Genomic DNA, 17,516 nt, shown 5'->3' on the forward strand with positions numbered 1-17,516 from the left:
GCATCGGTCAGTGCCGCGCCATTGCGCCGCCGTCGACCCACAGGCCGTGACCCGTCATGAACCGCGCGTCGTCGCTGCACAGGAACGCGACGACGTCGGCAATGTCCTGCGGCTGGCCGAGCCGGCGCAGCGAGGCCTTGTTTTCCCAGAACGTCTTGTATTCGGGCATCTGCGTGAAGGCCGGTGCGGTCATCGGCGTGTCGATCGCGCCCGGCTGCACGCAATTGGCCGTCACGCCGAACGGTCCCAACTCTGCTGCAACCGATTTGGTGAAGCCGAGTACCGCATGCTTGGATGCGGCATAGGCGGCAAGGCCTTCGTCGCCGAAGCTCGACGTTGTCGATCCGATCGTCACCACGCGGCCATTGCCGCTGGCCTTGAGGTGCGGCACGGCATCGCGCACCAGCCGGAACACGGCGAACACGTTCACCGCAAAGACGCGCTCGAAATAGGCGTCCTCGTGTCCTTCCAGTGGCGCAAACGCGCTGATCCCGGCGCACGGCACCACCGTGTCGAGCCCTCCCATCGCTGCGACGGCGCGGGCCACCAGCTCGGCACTCGCGCCTTCAGCGGTAACGTCGCCGACGAGGTCGACGTCGCCCTTCAGGTCGGTGGTGAACACGTGCGCGCCGTCAGCCCGCAGCCGCGCGGCGACAGCCGCGCCAATGCCCGATCCTGCTCCGGTGACGATGGCCTTGCGGCCTGCGAGACGGTCAGAGGCCATCGGCGATCTTCAGCACCAGCTTGCCGGTGTTGGCGCCGGTGAACAGTCGCATGAACGCCGCATGCGCGTTCTCGAGCCCTTCCTGCACATCCTCGTCGATGCGCAGGCGCCCTTGTGCCATCCATTCGGCCATTGCCGCGCCGCCTTCTGCAAACCGGGGCGCATAGTCCATGATCAGGTAGCCATAGAGCGTCGCCTGCTGCGCCAGCACCTGCCACAGGTTGCGCACGCCCACCTTCTCGGGCGAATTGTATTCGCTGATCAGCCCGCACAGCACGATGCGCGCGTGCTTCGCAAGGTTCATCAGTTCGGCGTCCATGACATCGCCGCCGACGTTTTCGAAAACCACATTGGCACCTTCGGGGGCCGCTGCGCGGATCTCCGCGGCAAGGGCGTCGACCGACTTGCCCTTGTAGTCGATCGCCACGTCGAAGCCATAGTCATCGATCAGGCGACGGCACTTGGCGGCACCGCCGGCAATCCCGATCACCCGCGCGCCCAGGATCTTGCCGATCTGGCCCACGGCCGAGCCGACCGCGCCGGCAGCACCCGACACCAGCAGCGTTTCGCCCGGCTGGGGCTTGGCAACGTCGATGAGGCCGAAATAGGCGGTCAGCCCCACGGCGCCCATGGCGGAGAGGAACTTCGACGGGGAATCCACCAGTGACGGATCGACCTTCATAGTGAACCCGCCCGCCTGGTTGACCGAATAGTCTTCCAGCCCGTTCAGGCCCATCACCCAGTCGCCGACCTGGAATTCGTCGGTGTTCGAGGATGAAACGATACCGACGGTGGTCGCGCGCACCGGGTCGCCAAGCGGGATTGGCGGCATGTAGCTGGGCGCATCATCCATCCAGCCGCGCTGGGCCGGATCGAGCGAAGCATAGCAGTTGCGCACCACGAAACCGCCTTCGGGCGCTTGCGGGACCGGTTCCGTAACCAGGCTGAAATCTTCGGGGACAGGCTCGCCGTGGGGGCGGCGAGCGAGCAGGAATCGGCGATTCGCGGACATGACTAGGCATTCTCCCATATGTTGTTTGCAGCATGCCCTGAGGCGCTCCGGACACACCTGTAACAAGTTGCAGTTGGTTCGGGAGGGGGTCCTGCAGGATTAAGCGCTTCGGAACGGCGCTTCAGACGCCCCGTACCCGCCTTGGGAGGAAAACATGCGTAACGCGTTCGCACGGACGGCCGTTCTGGCCGCTCTTACTGGTACCTCGTTCATCGGAATTTCTGCGCCCGCCTTTGCCGCGGATGAACAGCCGCAGGCTGCGCAGGCTGATGCCGCCGCTGCCGAAGACACCGGCGCCATCATCGTGACCGCCCGTCGTCGCGATGAAACGCTGCAGTCGACGCCAGTCGCCATCAGCGCGGTCAACACCGCCATGCTCGAAGCCAAGGCTGCCGTGAACATCGGTGACCTGCAGGGCGCAGCTCCCGGCCTGCTGATCACGCAGCAGAACTCCGGCGCACAGGCGGCGAACATCTCGATCCGCGGCCTGACCTATGCCGACATCGAAAAGTCGCAGACCCCCACCGTGGGCGTCGTCGTCGATGGCGTCACCATCGGCACCAACACCGGCCAGCTGCAGGATGCGTTCGACGTTGCGCAGATCGAAGTGCTGCGCGGACCTCAGGGCACGCTGTTCGGCGCCAACACGATCGGCGGCGTCATCAACATCACCCGGTCCAAGCCGACCATGGAGCCCGGCGGCAAGGCCGAATTCACCTATGGCCGCTGGAACACCTGGTCGGGCAAGGCGATCGTCAACTACGGCGACGGCGAAACCTGGGGCGTGAAGGCGTTCTATTTCCACAACCAGACCGACGGTTTCTACCACAACGTCACGCGCAACACTTCGGATGGCTGGAGCAAGGGCGACAGCTACGGCGCAAGCCTGCTGTTCAAGCCGCGCGACTCGGGGGTTGAAGCCCAGCTGACCGTCGAAAACGTGGTGCAGAGCTTCAACCCGGTGGTGAGCAACATCACCAACAGCAGCGAAGTGTTCTGCGCGTTCATTCCGGCGCAGGAATGCAATCGCAACACCACCACCGATCTGTACACGACGTTCGGCCAGGCAGCAGACAGCCACTACCACGCGCCCGACGCGACGCTGGAAATGAACTACGACCTGGGCGCCGTGAAGCTGACCGCGATCACCGGCTGGCGCCACAGCCGCGAAGAACAGACGCAGGACTTCGATGGCTCGTCGACCGACCTGTACTACGTCGATCGTCGCCAGCACTACACCCAGTGGAGCCAGGAACTGCGCGCTTCGGGCAAGCTGTTCGACGGGTTCGACTATGTTATCGGTGGCTACTTCTTCGGATCCAAGTATGATCTGACCCAGTGGTCGCGCGTGTTCGGTTTCTCGCCCAACACCCCGCCGACCCTGTTCGACAAGAACGCGCAGCACGTCGAAGGCAAGACCGAGAGCTTTGCCGCTTTCGGTGACTTCAACTGGGCCTTTGCCGACAAGTTCCGCCTCTCGTTCGGCGGCCGCTTCAGCCACGACAACAAGAAGCTCTACAACGGCTTCGCGCCTGGCGTGCTCGTCGATCCCGACAACGTGTCGACCACCCAGTTCGCCGCGGTCGGCTCGGGCAATGCAAGCTTCAACAAGTTCACGCCCAAGATCGGTCTCGACTATCGCCCCAACAGCGACGTGATGCTCTATGCCTCGTGGTCGCGCGGGTATCGTTCGGGCGGCTTCAGCCCGCGCGCAGCGACGGCCGCAACCGCCAGCACCCCGTTCCAGCCGGAAACGGTCGACGCGTACGAACTGGGCGCCAAGCTGGCCCTGTTCAATCGCAAGCTTGAACTGAACGTCGCCGGTTACGTTTCCGACTACAAGAACATGCAGCAGAACCTCACGGTGCCTGGTGGGCCGACCGGCAACCAGACCATCACGGGCAACGTGCCGGGTGGCGCGCTGATCAAGGGCATCGAGGGCGATTTCACCCTGCGCGTGACCGACAACCTGCGCCTTACCGGTTCCGCAGCGTACATGGAGTCCCACTTCCGCAACTTCGTCGTGGGCTGCGTGGTTGGTGCCGTGATCGGGACCTGCGACTATTCGAACAACAACCTGATCTACGCGCCGAAGTTCACCGGCTCGCTCAATGTCGAGCACACCTTGCCGACCAGCTTCGGCAAGATCATGACCTCGGTCGGCCTGCGCCATATCAGCCCGTACGACGAGCAGATCTCGCAGCGGATTCTTCCGACTTCGACCACTGGCGTGAACAACATCGGCGGCAACGATCCGCGCGTGCGCACCACCACGCAGGATCTGCTCGACGCGAGCATGACCTTCAACTTCGATCTGGGTGACAAGGAAGCCTACTTCCGCGTCTTCGGTCGCAACCTGCTGAACGAAAAGACCACCACCCACGCGTTCACCGTCGCGGGCCTCTGGTCGTTCGGCATGGCGCTCGAACCGCGCACTTATGGCGGCACCATCGGCGTGAAGTTCTGACGCCGGTTCGATAACGCATTCAAATCCACCCTATGGGGGGCGGGGCCTTGCGGCTTCGCCTCCCTTTTTTTGTGCCGCAGAACGGGCATCCCCGCGCTCCGGCAGATCAAACGAGTGGAGTGGGGCTCTGGCGACGATCCGGCCCGCTAACCTTGCCGCACAAACACAAAGGGCCGGCCCGAACAGATCGGACCGGCCCTTTGCCTTGCGTTCGGGGTATGCTCAGGCGTCGCCGGCGACCCTCACGATGGCCTTGCCGATCGCCTTGCCGCTGAGCATGCGGTCATAGGCGACGAGCGTATTCTCCAGTCCCACGCTCTCGTCGAACGGCACACCAAGCCGGCCTTCTTCATACCATTGGCGCAGCAGCGGCAGGAATTCGGCGCCCCGCTCCAGGAAGTCGGGAATGAAGAAGCCTTCGATCCGCAGGCGGCGCATCAGCACCTGGTCGAAGCGGGCCGGGCCGGGCAGGGGCGCGTCGTTGTCGTACGCCGCCACCATGCCGCAGACGGCGACGCGGCCATAGTGCGCCATGTTGGGCAGCACCGCATCGAGCAGCGGGCCGCCGACATTGTCGAAATAGGCATGAACGCCGCCCTCGATCTGCGCCAGCCGCGCGGCCACGTCCTCGCCCTTGTAGTCGATGGCCAGATCGGCGCCCAGGGTTTCGGTCAGGAAGCGGCACTTGGCAGGGCCCCCGGCAATGCCCACCACTCGCGCGCCCAGCGCCTTGCCCACCTGGCAGGCCATGATCCCGGTTGCGCCGGCCGCCGCGCTCACCACCAGCCATTCGCCGGGTTTGACCGCAGCCACTTCCTTGACGCCGACGTAAGCCGTCCAGGCGTTCATGCCGAGCGCGCCGAAGTGCTGGCGAACGTCGGCCACGCTATCGTCCAGCGCGACAAGCCCTGACAGCGCGGGCACCATCGTCGAATAGTCGGCCCACTGGCCAAAGCCGCGCACCAACGTGCCGACCGGGAAGGCGGGGTCGCGGCTCTCGCTCACGCGGCCGAGGACTAGGCCCACCATCTTCGAACCGAGCGGCAGCGGCGGCTGGTAGCCATCGGTGCGCGGGCTCATCCACATGCGGGTGCCGGCGTCCATAGACAGCCATCCGGCGCGCACCCGCACTTCGCCCTCGGCAAGCGGTGCAAGGTTCTCCTCGCGCAGAGACAGGGCGGCGGCGAAATCGTTGCCCTTGGGGTGGTGGTCGAGCTGCCAGAAGCGGTTGCCGGTCATCGTCATCCTCTCGTTATCATGCCGGGATCGCAACGCCTTGCATCGCAGGCAATTGGCTCATCCCCTAGGGTCAGACGCGAAAACGCCCGCCTTCCCGAAGGAAGGTCGGGCGCTTTGCGGTCAGCGACGATGGCGCCGGTCAGAATTCGACCATCGCTTCGAGGCCCCAGGTGCGGTTCGGGATGCGGTCGCTGAACCAGAATGGCCCGGCGTAGCTCGAACGCACGATGCGGCCGCCGCTGTGGAAGGCATCGTTGACGAAGGCCGAAAGCTTGAATTCCTTCAGCGAGGCGAGATGCCCGGTGTAGGTCAGCGAGAAGTCCACCGCGGTGTGCGACGGGATGATCTCGCGGCCAAGGCCGGCCGGATCGACGCTCGATTCGGTCACGTACTTGTCGACGTACTTGAGGTTGGAGGCGAACACGACCGTGTCGCTGCCGCCAACGTCGAAAGTGTAGTCGCCGCCGATGCTGGCGTTCCACTTGGGCGCATAGCGCAGCTGCTTGGTCGCGCTGACATCGGCGCCGGTGCCGTCGAGGAACTTGAGGTACTTGGCCTTGAGGTAGCCGGCCGAGCCGAACAGGTGCAGTTCGGGGATCGGGCGAAGCTGCCCTTCCAGCTCGACACCCTGGAACCGAGCCTTGCCGGCATTTTCGACGAAGGTGACGGTCGAGGTCGGCAGCACCGGGTTGGACCGGATCTGGTCTTCCTGCTTGTTCTTGTACTCGGTCTGGAACAGCGTGACGTTGAAGATCGCCTTGTTGTCCCAGAACTTGGTGCGCAGGCCCAGCTCGTAGCTGTCGACGATTTCGGGCTGGTACGGCCCGATCGAATCCGGCGTCGAACCGGGGCGACCGTTCCAGCCGCCCGACCGGAAGCCGCGTGCCCACGAAGCGTAGGTCATGATGCCGTCGGCCAGTTCCTGGTCGATCGACACGCGCGGGGTGAAGCGGCTGAACTTGAGCGACGGATTGCGGCACGGCGCGTAGGTCGAATTCACGTCGGGGCACTTGTACGGGCCGCCCTCGGCCGCGGTGACGGCGGGCTTTTCGACGTGGAAGTCCTTGGTTTCGTGCGTGAAGCGGCCACCGATGGTGATCCGGGTGGTCGGCGTCACCTTCCAGTAGGTTTCGGCAAAGGCGGCATAGGACTTGACCGTCTGGCCAGCGCTGAACGTGTCGACGCGGTTGGCCGGGTTTGCCGTACCGTCGAGGATGTACACGCTCTGGTTGTCGAGCGAGTAGGTCGACTGGAAGTAATAGACGCCGGCAACCATGTTGAACAGGCCGTCGAAGTCGGTGTCAACGCGCAGTTCCTGGCTGAACTGATCGCCGTGGAGCTTGCGAACCGGGTGGAACAGCGGCGTGCCGGGAGCGAAGGCATCGCCGATGTTGTCGATGTCGAGCGAATCCTTGTTCTTCATGTAGCCGGTGACCGACACGATGGAGAAGTTGTCCGCCTTGTACTTCATGTTGAGCGTGACGTTGTCCGCATCGAGCGGCGCATAGAACGGCAGGCCGCCGTAGGACGCGCGGTAACCGCTCTTTTCGTACTCGGCGGCATGGCCGCACAGGCCGAAGACGGTGCAGGCAAGCTCGCCGCCATACCCGTTGCTCTGCGCGCCGACCGACTGGTTGACCGGGTTGGGATAGTGCGAGCGGTCCTTGAGGTGCTCGTAGGTCAGCAGCGCCTCGAATTCGGCGCTGGGCGTGAACAGCAGGCTGCCTGTGACGTCGAACCGGTCGAGGCCGGGCTCGGCCTTGCGGGTGGTGGCATCGTAGGTGAAGCTGTTGCTGCTGATCGAGAACAGGCCGAGCTTGACCGCCAGCACGTCCTTGATGAGCGGCGCGTTGAAGATCGCCTTGTAATCGTTGCGGCCGTAGGAGCCGACGGTCGCCTGAAGCTTCACGCCCAGTTCCCCGGTAGGGCGGGTGCGCTTGATGTTGATGATGCCGCCGACGGTGTTGCGGCCGAACAGCGTGCCTTGCGGACCGCGCAGCACTTCGATCGATTCCACGTCGAACATGTCGACCAGCGCGCCGGTGTTCGAGGCAAGGAAGATGCCGTCGATCGAGGTGGCGACGGCAGGTTCGAACGAGCGTTCGATGTCGGCGAAGCTGATGCCGCGGATCGAGGCGGACAGCGTTGCGCCCGAGTACTGCACCTGGCCCAGCTGGACGTTCGGAATGTAGCGGGCAACGGCGCGGACGTCGGGCACGAAGCGGGCTTCGAGCGTCTTGCCGCCGATGGCCGAAACGGCGAGGGGAACGCTCTGCACGTCCTCGACGCGCTTGCGCGCGGTCACGGTGATCTGTTCGATGCCGCCGTTGTCGGTGGCGGCAGTGGCCTGGGCCGCGGCCTGGTCCTCTGCGGCGAAAGCGGGTGCTGCGGCCAGGATGGTCGCGGCGAGCGCGGCGGCCTTGAAGGCGCTGCGGGCGCAGGTGGCAGGTACTGCTCGGTCGTTGCTCATATTCCCCCCAAAGCTGGTCATCTGCCGGGCGGTGCGAAATGCGCAGCGCCGGGGCGTGACAGTCGGATGGGATCGGATGGAAAGCGCCATGGGGTCGGACGGCCCGCTTCGCCCAGCGCGATGCAGGTGTGATCCTTCCGTGCGATCCCGCCCCATTCGGCTTGATCGCGGCACAGCGTGTTTTCGGCTCTTCTCCCGCCGACAATCCTACAGAAACATCACCAAGGCTCTGCCTGTAAAAAAGGCCAGCTGGATGGATTTCCGATCCGAGGAGCGCTCAGACGGACAAACGGGTTGCGGTTTTGCGGGTTCAAAGGTGCGGTGCACGACCCGGTTCAAACTGGGTCAGTCGCGCCGATTCGAGCGCCATAGTCATCAGCCGAAAGAGAGCCTTTGCGCGACGCCAGGCAAGCCCAAGTTGACAAAGTTGACAGTGTTCAGGGAACTTTGCCGAAGCCCCGGGGCACTCGTTGCAAGGTTAAGCGCCGAACACGCGCAAGCCTATGATCTTGGACGTTTTCAAGGAGCGGGCGGGGGTCTTTTACCGGCATTTTCCCATGTAGGACATGGTTGCCGTTCGCCAGGCTGATCTTGCGTATGCAAGCCCGGTGTCAACTTGGGCTGGAGGGCCGCGTAAACCCATTGAAGGAGGGCGGCACAGTCGGGGCCCGCCCTCCTTCACGATGGTACGCGTGATGGCGCTATCAGAAATCGAAGCGCAACGATCCCTGCACGGTGCGCCCGTTGACCGAACGCGCGAAGCCAATGCCATTGGCCGGGACGGTGGATTGATTGACCTCGAAGATCCCGACCGTATCGAACAGGTTCTGCGCAGTGACCGACAGGTGTATCCGATCCATCGGCGACACCGTGGCAAAGGCGCCAACGGTGGTGAAGCCCGGCATCACCAGCAGGTTCGAATCCTGCGCATAGCTCTTGGTGATCGTGACGATGCTGGCACCGATCGCCGCACGGCCGAAATCCACTTGCGGCGTTGCCGTGAACGTCCAGTCGGGCTGGTGGCGTGGTTCCTTTCCGGCCAGGGTGGGGTCGAGCCGGTCCGCCGTGATCTTTGCCTTGGTATAGGTTGCGCCCAGCATCAGGCTGAAGCGGCCGCGCTGCACGCCGCCTTCGAGCTCGACACCGGTGGCCCGGTACGAGCGGTCGGTGCGGTTGGCCGATCCGTTCAGGACGTTGTGATCGTCCGCGGTTACGCGGAAGGCCGTTGCGTTGAGCGTGATCCCGTTCTTGCGGAACTTGAAGCCGCCTTCGAGCTGGCGCACCTTGTCCGCCTTGTCACGCGAGCTGGCCACACTGCCGTCGGTCGTGCTGACGACTGGCGTGAACAGGATCTTGTCGGCATTTGCGCGGGCCCCGAGGCTGTAGCGCGCGAACAGGGAGAAGGGTTCGGCCACGCGGTAATTCACGCCCGCCGAATAGCTGAGATAGCCGTAGTTGTAGTTCACGGGGGCCGGCTCGGTCAGCGGCAGGTAGGCAACCCGCTTTTCGGCAGCGCTGATCACACCATCACCGTTGATGTCGTAGGACGTCAGCCCCTTGCGACCGCCTCCCAGATCGGCACCGATCAGCGAGCCCCGGACCCGCCCGATATCATAGCGCAAGCTGCCGCCGATCGCGATCTTGCCGAAGTGGTAGTTGATCGAGCCATAGGGCGCGAAGACCCGGTAATCGACATCGAAGGCGCGCCGGAACAGGCTGGTGCTACGCGCAAAGGCATAATAGCCGTCCTGCGTTTGCGCAGTCCCGTTGGCGCTGATGATGTCGACCATTGCGGTCTTCCCGCCGTTGACGTCGATATCCATCGCGGTGTGCAGCCAGGTCGTCTTGAGCTTCTGGGATGCGTAATAGGCGCCCAGGGTCGTCGTGAGGTTGCCGCCCGACACCTTCCAGACCCGCGTCGCGCGCAGATCGTTGGTAAAATCGTCGAGCGCGTGCGCGCGAACGTAGGACACGTAATACAATGCGAGCAGGCCATTGCCGTTGACCATGCTGCCGTTGGGGATCGCCTGGCCGGCAAGCGGTCCGCTTGCGTAGACGGCGCTGGCCCCGGCGCCCCCCTGCGATGCTGCAAAGGCGGACACGGTGTTGGCGCTCGATGGGAAAGCCCGGTTGAAATCCCCGCTGTTGGCGGAATAGCGCATGCGTTCGGTGATCGTCCAATCGGCGACATCGAACTGCGTTTCCAGCCCGATCGACTTCGACACCGCATGTTGTCCGGTCGAGATCGGAAAGGCCGCCAGGCGGTTGTTTTCATCCAGCGTCACGACCGGACCGAGATAGGGCGAGAGCACCGAATCGCGGTTCAGCTTGAAGCCGGGGTAGCTGCGGAAGACCGGATTGGAATTCGTGCCGGTGATGTTGACGAAGTAAGGTGCGTAGGTCGGCGAGCGATCGTCCAGCAGCTTCAGGTAGAGCCGGATGTACCCGCCGCCAGCCAGATTGCGCGTGACGTTGAGCTTGACCTGGCCGCCGCGCCAGCCGTCGAACCCGATGGGGCGAGGCCCTTCGCCTTGCCGATAGAAGCCGCCAAGGTGGAAGCGGGTGTTTTCACCCAGCTTTGCCCCATAGCTGAAGTCGGCGCGTTTCTGGTCGAAATCGAGCCCGCTCGAAAGCTGCAGCGATCCGCCTTCGACGTCGCCGGTGCGGCTAATGATGTTGATCAGGCCGCCGGGCGAATTGGAGGCAAAGGTAGAGGCCGAACCGCCACGGATCGTTTCGATCTGCGCGATCGACAGGTCGTTGCGGAGGTAGACATCGGTGCCGATGTTGAAGAGATCGCCGAACTCGAGAACGGGAAGCCCGTCTTCCTGAAACTGCATGTACTTGGAGCCACCAGCAGCCAGCGGAAGGCCGCGCACGGTGTAGTTGTTGTTGCCTTCGCCGATACCCGATTCAACCCGCAGGCCCGCCATTGTGCGCAGCACATCGCCCAAGGGACGGGGGCCGAATTTCTGGATATCGTCACCGCGCAGGGCGCTGGTCGAAGTTGCACTGTCGAGGCGATCGCGACCCTTGGCGACGCCGGTCGAGAACACTTCGACCGGCGGCTTTGCCTGGGGCCGCGTGCTCGCCGCATCGGACTGGTCATCGTTCGCTTCGGCAAACGCGGGCGATACGAGCGCCAACTGCGCGGCGAAAAGAAGAAGTCCGGATTTGTGCATGGATCTGTCGCCCTCCCGGCAGCAAGCGCGGCGCGCTGCAACCTGCGTTCTGGTTCGACGATGATCCAATAACGGTCGGGACTTAGAACCCGCCTACCTGCAACCCTGGACTTCCCCTGAGTAAATCGGCCGAAAGCGTTAACAGCCTTTCGGCGCGTGCTGGCGGTGGATGTTGCGGAACGAGCGCGACTTGAACAGCCACGTCCCGTCAATCTTGACGCACGTATCTTCGTAAACGCCGCGATCGCGCTTGGTCACTCCGTCCTGGTCGTAGACTTCGCTGGTGTAGCTGCGCATCGTGGCCTTATCGCCATCGACCTCGATCGAGCCCGGCCAGGCTTCGAACATGATCCCGGGGTAGCCCTTCATCGCTTCGACCCACATCGCCCGGATCGCGGCACGGCCGCGGGTGGTGCCAAGCTCGGGATAGTCCGGCAGCGACCATTCGGCGTCTTCCGCCCACGTGGCCGACCAGGCATCGGCATCGCAGCGGGTGACCGCGTCGGCGTAGGTTTCGAGCAGCTCGCGGATGGCGAGGCGGTCTTCGGCAGGGCCGGTAAAGGGCATCAGGTACTCTCCCGCAGATGGTTTGCGCAGGAGACTAGCGTGCCCGCAGCCACGGCCTACTGTGGGTTAGATCAGGTGCGCGAAGCGACGGTCAGCCGGTGACGACCGGCAGTTCGTCCATTGTCGGCGCTTCATCGGGCAGGCAGACCTCGATCGTGCCGTCGGTGATGCGCAAGGGGAAGGGCCGAAGATCGCGATAGGCGCTGCCGATGCACTTGCCCGTGGCCATTTCGAAGCGCGCGCCGTGCAGCGGGCACATGATCGCGCCACGCCGGATGCGCCCGGTCGACAGCAGCGCCGCCTGGTGGGTGCAGCGATCGTTGACGGCATGAAGGCCATCGTCGGTCTTGCCGATGAGGACGTACCAGCCGGCAATCCTAGTGGCGAGCTTGCCTTCGGCGGGGAATTCGGTCTCGGCAATGACGGGATGCCAGCTTTCGCTCACGGGTCTGCGGTCCTTGACTAGGAAAAGGCGATGGTGGTGATGAGTTCGCCGCCGTCATAGCTTGCCGCAGCCTCCGCGACCATGGCGTAGAAGCCGGTCAGGCTGGGGACGGGGGCGTAAAGCTCGGTCATGTGGCCGAGCGTGGCGGTGGTGTCGGCAAAGGCGAAGACGAAGCCGTCGTTCATTTCGGCGCGCAACGCGCAGGGCGCGCCCGCCGCAGCGAAGCGGGCGATTTCGGCATCGACATCGTCCACCCACAGCGCCACGTGGTGCAGGCCATGGCGGCCAGACCCTTCCGGGAACAGGTCATGGAAGGGGGAGGGGCCGGAATTGTTCTGCTGGACGAATTCGACCATGACATCGCCCCACTGGCCATAGGCGCTCGAATGATCGAGCAGCCGTTCGGTGCCGCGATGGACGGCGCGGGCCAGCGGGATGTTGTCGGCGACGAAGAACGGACCCGATCCGAACGCGGCATGGTGTGCACGCGCCGCTGCGCGCACGTCGTCGCAGAAGTACGCGACCTGCCGGATCGGCCGCCTGTGCGCCTGCTGCATCAGCCGACCTTCATCAGATCGAGGCGCCGCCATCGATGCGGAATTCGGCGCCGGTGGCAAAGGCGCTTTCATCGCTGGCGAGATAGACCGCGATCGCGGCGATTTCCTCCGGCTTGCCCAGGCGGCCGATCGGGTGGGTGGCGACGAAGCTTGCGTACAACGCGTCGGGATCGTCGGACTGGGCCAGCACCTTGTCGATGATCGGGGTGTGGATCGCGCCCGGATGGATCGAGTTGCAGCGGATCGGGTAGCCGCTTTGCGCAAAGTGCAGGGCGCACGACTTGGTCATCAGCGTGACCGCCGCCTTCGCAGCGTTGTAGACCACGAGATTGGCCGAAGCGCTCACCCCGGCGAGCGAGGACATGTTGATGATCGAGCCGCCGTGCTGCTTCATTTTCGGCAGAGCGGCCTGGATGCCTATGAACACGCCGATCACGTCGATGTCCAGTTCGTGGCGGAACTGCGCCACGGTGCATTCCTCGATCGAGCCGAGCGTGGTGATGCCGGCGTTGTTGACCAGCACGTCGATCCGCGCAAACGGCGCGACCGCTTCGGCCCACGACTGTTCAGAGGTGACGTCCAGCCGCACGAACTGGGCATTGCCGAGTTCGGTCGCGAGCGCGGTTCCGGCCGGCTCGTCGATGTCTGCCACGACAACCTGCGCGCCCTCTGCCGCATAGGCGCGCGCAATGGCCGCGCCAAGGCCCGAAGCGGCGCCGGTTACGAACGCCAGTTTGCCTGCAAGCCGCGCCATCGTGCTCTCCTGCTCAAGATCGGGACGTTCAGATCAGGACCAGCGTCTTGCCCGTCGTCCGGCCGCTCATCAGATCGATGAAGGCTTCGGGAAGCTTTTCAAGGCCGGAGCGCAAATTTTCAAGCGGTGTCAGGTTTCCGCTGGCAAACAGGCTGTCGAGCGTGGCCTGCGCTTCGCCCAGCACTTCGGGATGGTCGTAGGTGATGAAGCCGCGCATGGTCAGGCGATTGACGACCAGCTGCCACAGGTTGCGGTTGCCGTGGGGATGATCGGCATCGTTGTACTGCGACACCATGCCGCACACCGCAATGCGGCCGTGCAGGCGCATCAGGGGCAGCACGGCATCGAGCGTTTCACCGCCCACGTTGTCGAAATAGACGTCGATGCCGTCGGGCGCGGCTTCGCCGATCGCGGCGGCGAGATCATCGACCGCGCGGTAATCGATGGCGACATCGGCGCCAAGATCGCGCACGACCTGCGCCTTGGCCGGGCCGCCGGCAAGACCGATGACGCGGCAACCGGCCGCCTTCGCCAGCTGCACCACGGTGCTGCCGGTCGCACCCGCAGCGGCGCTGACCAGAACGGTTTCGCCGAGCTTTGCCTTGCCGATTTCGAACAGGCCGACCCAGGCGGTAAGGCCCACCGGGCCAAGCGCGCCCATGTAGTGCTGCAGCGGCACACCGGGCGCTGCGTCGACCTTTTCCAGCCCGAGCGCATCGCCGCGGATGACATAGTATTCCGACCACGTGGCCATCGTGCGCAGGAGGGTGCCGACGGGCCATGCCGGATCGTTCGATTCGACGACTTCGCCCAGCGACATGCCGTTGATCGGCGCGCCCAGCGCAACCGGCGGCAGGTAGCTTGGCCGGTCATCGAGGAAGCCGCGAATGGCCGGATCGCACGAGCACACGCGCATCCGCACGAGAATCTCGCCCGGACCGGGCTGCGGCATCGGTGCGCTGGCAAGCGCAAAGTCTTCGGGGACCGGCACGCCGGTAGGGCGGCGGGTCAGCACGATCTGGCGTATATCTCCCATGGGCAAGCGGCATAGAGCATGGCGCACGTGGGGGGCGCTAGCCATTGGGCTAGGTTCGGGCACGCGCGCAAATCGGCGATGGTGCGACACGGGAGCCGCACCGGCGGCGCGCAGGAGAGGTGAGGGCCATGACCCCGGAAGACATCAAGCAGTTCGTCGTCGATCTCTATGCCGCCAGCGGCGCGGGCGACTGGGACAAGGTGGCGACGATGCTGACCGACGATTTCTTCGTCAGCGAAGCCGACACGCTGCCGATGAAGGGCGTCTATCGCGGCAAGAACGCGCTGCGCGAGCTGTTCACCACGGTGATGGGCATGATGGACGTTGCCGGGCTGGAAATCGTCGAAACCTGCGCGGGCAAGGACCATGCGGTGACGATCCTGTCGTTCCAGTTTGCCGACCCGTCGCTCGCTCCGGCCGAACTGTGCGAACTTTTCCGCTTCCGCGACGGCAAGGTCTGCGAGATCAAGCCCTACTATTACGATCCCGCGCCGATCGTGGCTGCGTGTGCCGCCAAGGCGGCTGCCGTCGCCAACGCCTGAGCCGGCGAGGCAACAAGGAACGGCAAGCGGCTGGAAAGCCGTTTGTTTTCCGCCGGATCGGTTGCGATGCCGCTCCGGGCGGCGCTGCGACTGCAACGATTGCGAAAGGGTTTTCACCTAGTCGGGCAGAGTGAGCAGGATTCCCGACACGAGCCCCGCGGCGCTGCCGCAAAAGCTGCCGGCGCTGGCCGTCCTTGGCGTTACCGAACCCGGCGACGGCGACTGGGGAAGGCTGCGCGGGCTGCAGTATTCCAGCCTGGCGCGGCTGACCCCGGCGCGGCTCGCTGCCCATGTCCTTGCCGCGCTGCTGACCGTGCAGGCGCTCGCCGGGACGATCCATCTCGCGCTGCTGATCGGCTGGGTTGCGCTGGTGATCGCGACGCTGATCTATGGCGTGCGCTTCGATCGCAGCCTGGAAGATGCCGACCGCCGCCGCATGGCCCGACGCGAAGTGCACCAGCAGACGGTCAGCACGGTGGCGCTGGCGCTGGTGTGGATCGTGCCGATGGCCGGGTTCGGGCCGTTCTGCAGCGAAACGCAGCGCATGACGGTGTGGGCGATCATGGCGCTGCTGATGGCCGGCACCTCGGTCGCCTTTGCCGCCGCGCCACTGGGAGCGGTCCTGTTCTGTGCAATCCTGGGAATGGCCGGGGTTGCCACGTTTGCCCTCGGCGGCAACCTCGTCGCCGCGTTCGTCGCGCTGACCTTCTCGATCATTGTTGCGGTCGGCAGCTTGGAGGCGGCGCGCACGTTCCTGGGGGGCAAGGTGGCGGAGGCGAACATCGCCGAGAAGAGCGAGGTCGTTTCGCTGCTGCTGCGCGAGTTCGAGGAAGGCGAGGCCGACTGGCTGTGGCAGGTGGATGGTGCGCGCCGGGTGCGATCAGTATCGCCGCGCTTCGCCTTCGCGCTGGGACAGGATCCCGAGGACCTGGAAGGCAAGCCTCTGATCCAGCTCGTCGCCGGGCCATCGTGGGAAAGCGGCCACTTCGATTCCTCGCTCCACGACCTGGCCGAAAAGCTGAAGCGGCGGGAAAGCTTTTCCAACCTGCTGGTGCGGGTGACGCTGCATGGCCAGCACCGCTGGTGGGAGCTTTCCGCATCGCCCAAGGTGGACGACAACGGCACGTTCGCCGGTTTCCGGGGCGTGGGCTCGGACGTGACCGAGCAGCGCGAAAGCAGCGAGAAGATCGCCTACCTGGCGCGCTACGATACGCTGACCGCCTTGCCCAACCGCATGATGCTCACCGAGACGCTGGGCGCTGCCATGACGGCGGCGGCTCAGTGGCGGACGCGCTGCGCCTTCCTGATGATCGACCTCGACCGATTCAAGGCCGTCAACGATACGCTGGGCCACCTCGTGGGCGACCAGCTGCTGGCGCGCGTTTCTGAGCGGCTGAAGGCGCTGATGACCGAGAACGAGCTTTGCGGGCGGCTTGGCGGCGACGAGTTCGCCATCGTGATCCGCGATGCATCGGATACAGAGCGCCTGCATGCGGTGGCGCAGGCAGTGATCTACACCCTGTCGCAACCCTACGAGATCGATCACCACACGCTTTATGTCGGCGCCAGCGTCGGATCGGCGATCGGCCCGCGCGACGGCGCCACGGTCGAGACGCTGATGCGCAACGCCGACCTGGCGCTCTATCGCGCCAAGGACGAAGGCGGCGGGCAGCACTGCACCTACGAGCCTTCGCTTCACGCCCACGCCGAGGAAAGGCGCCAGCTCGAATTCTCGATGCGGCGCGCGCTCGAACGCGGCGAATTCGCGCTGCACTACCAGCCCGTGGTCGATGCCGCGAGCGAGCAGGTGGTGAGCTTCGAGGCCCTTCTGCGCTGGAACAGCGCCGAACACGGATTCGTCAGCCCGGCCAAGTTCATCCCGCTTGCCGAGGATACCCGCCTGATCGTGCCGATCGGCGAATGGGTGCTGCGCACGGCCTGCATCGAGGCGTGCAACTGGCCGTCCCACGTGAAGGTTGCCGTCAACGTGTCGGGCGAGCAACTGCTCGACCCGTATTTCGCCGAGGTGGTGGTGAGCGCGCTGGCGCAGAGCGGGCTCGCGCCCCATCGGTTGGAGATCGAGGTGACCGAGAGCGTTTTCGTGCGCGATGGCACCGCGGCGCAGTCCACGCTCGAGCGGATCATGTCGCTTGGCTGCGGGGTGGCACTCGACGATTTCGGGACGGGCTATTCCTCGCTCGGCTACCTGCGCAAGATGCGCTTCTCGACGATCAAGGTCGATCGCAGCTTCGTGCAGGGCGCGGCGGTGAACAATGCCGAAAGCCTGGCCATCGTGCGCGCGGTCGTCGCGATGGCCGACAGCCTGGAAATGTCGACGACGGCCGAAGGCGTCGAGACCGAGAAGGAGCTGGAGACGATCCGCCGTCTCGGCTGCAAGAAGGTGCAGGGCTTCTTCTTCGGCCGCCCGATGGCCGCGAAGGACGCACTGGCCCTGTTCAACCAGGTAGCGATCCGCGAACGCGGCGCGGCTTGAGCGTTGCGGTGGGGCGCCCGCAAAAGC

Annotated in this window: 13 protein-coding genes; 3 read left to right on the plus strand and 10 right to left on the minus strand. The window is 64.8% G+C overall.

Annotated features, from left to right (window positions below; translation table 11 throughout):
• Positions 1-7 precede the first annotated feature (7 nt).
• A complete protein-coding gene (locus tag HHL27_RS03350) occupies positions 8-724 on the minus strand; it encodes an SDR family NAD(P)-dependent oxidoreductase (RefSeq protein ID WP_169491924.1) in 717 nt (238 codons plus the stop codon).
• Complete coding sequence (locus HHL27_RS03355; protein ID WP_169491925.1) at positions 714-1,736, minus strand: NADP-dependent oxidoreductase; 1,023 nt, start codon at positions 1,734-1,736, stop codon at positions 714-716. The genes HHL27_RS03350 and HHL27_RS03355 overlap by 11 nt, the downstream gene beginning before the upstream one ends.
• A 154-nt stretch (positions 1,737-1,890) precedes the next feature.
• Here HHL27_RS03355 and HHL27_RS03360 point away from each other — a divergent pair, with 154 nt between their 5' ends.
• Positions 1,891-4,203 (plus strand): TonB-dependent receptor, encoded by a 2,313-nt coding sequence (locus HHL27_RS03360; RefSeq protein WP_169491926.1) that lies wholly within the window; start codon positions 1,891-1,893, stop codon positions 4,201-4,203.
• 222 nt (positions 4,204-4,425) lie between these two features.
• Here the strand turns inward: HHL27_RS03360 and HHL27_RS03365 are convergent, their stop codons facing one another.
• From HHL27_RS03365 to HHL27_RS03400, 8 genes are all read right to left on the minus strand, one after another.
• Positions 4,426-5,442: an NADP-dependent oxidoreductase gene (locus tag HHL27_RS03365; protein WP_169492110.1), complete on the minus strand. Its 1,017-nt coding sequence runs from the start codon at positions 5,440-5,442 to the stop codon at positions 4,426-4,428.
• Between the two features lie 139 nt (positions 5,443-5,581).
• Complete coding sequence (locus HHL27_RS03370) at positions 5,582-7,912, minus strand: TonB-dependent receptor (protein ID WP_169491927.1); 2,331 nt, start codon at positions 7,910-7,912, stop codon at positions 5,582-5,584.
• A gap of 704 nt (positions 7,913-8,616) precedes the next feature.
• Positions 8,617-11,094 (minus strand): TonB-dependent receptor domain-containing protein, encoded by a 2,478-nt coding sequence (locus HHL27_RS03375; RefSeq protein ID WP_169491928.1) that lies wholly within the window; start codon positions 11,092-11,094, stop codon positions 8,617-8,619.
• Positions 11,095-11,232: 138 nt separating this feature from the next.
• A complete protein-coding gene (locus tag HHL27_RS03380) occupies positions 11,233-11,661 on the minus strand; it encodes a nuclear transport factor 2 family protein (protein ID WP_169491929.1) in 429 nt (142 codons plus the stop codon).
• A gap of 91 nt (positions 11,662-11,752) precedes the next feature.
• Entirely contained in the window at positions 11,753-12,106 is a 354-nt protein-coding gene (locus HHL27_RS03385) for a Rieske 2Fe-2S domain-containing protein (protein ID WP_169491930.1), read from the minus strand.
• 17 nt (positions 12,107-12,123) lie between these two features.
• A complete protein-coding gene (locus HHL27_RS03390; RefSeq protein ID WP_169491931.1) occupies positions 12,124-12,663 on the minus strand; it encodes a VOC family protein in 540 nt (179 codons plus the stop codon).
• Positions 12,664-12,676: 13 nt separating this feature from the next.
• The gene (locus tag HHL27_RS03395; protein ID WP_169491932.1) at positions 12,677-13,417 is read right to left on the minus strand and encodes a glucose 1-dehydrogenase; all 741 of its coding nucleotides are present in this window, start codon (positions 13,415-13,417) and stop codon (positions 12,677-12,679) included.
• 28 nt (positions 13,418-13,445) lie between these two features.
• Positions 13,446-14,453, minus strand: a complete 1,008-nt coding sequence (locus HHL27_RS03400) for an NADP-dependent oxidoreductase (RefSeq protein WP_169491933.1) — start codon at positions 14,451-14,453, stop codon at positions 13,446-13,448.
• Between the two features lie 128 nt (positions 14,454-14,581).
• Here HHL27_RS03400 and HHL27_RS03405 point away from each other — a divergent pair, with 128 nt between their 5' ends.
• Positions 14,582-14,995: a nuclear transport factor 2 family protein gene (locus tag HHL27_RS03405; protein WP_169491934.1), complete on the plus strand. Its 414-nt coding sequence runs from the start codon at positions 14,582-14,584 to the stop codon at positions 14,993-14,995.
• Positions 14,996-15,125: 130 nt separating this feature from the next.
• Entirely contained in the window at positions 15,126-17,489 is a 2,364-nt protein-coding gene (locus HHL27_RS03410; RefSeq protein WP_338114810.1) for a putative bifunctional diguanylate cyclase/phosphodiesterase, read from the plus strand.
• Positions 17,490-17,516: the final 27 nt, after the last annotated feature.

Origin of the sequence: Novosphingobium olei (assembly GCF_012927405.1) — a bacterium.
In the GTDB taxonomy this organism is placed as follows: domain Bacteria; phylum Pseudomonadota; class Alphaproteobacteria; order Sphingomonadales; family Sphingomonadaceae; genus Novosphingobium; species Novosphingobium olei.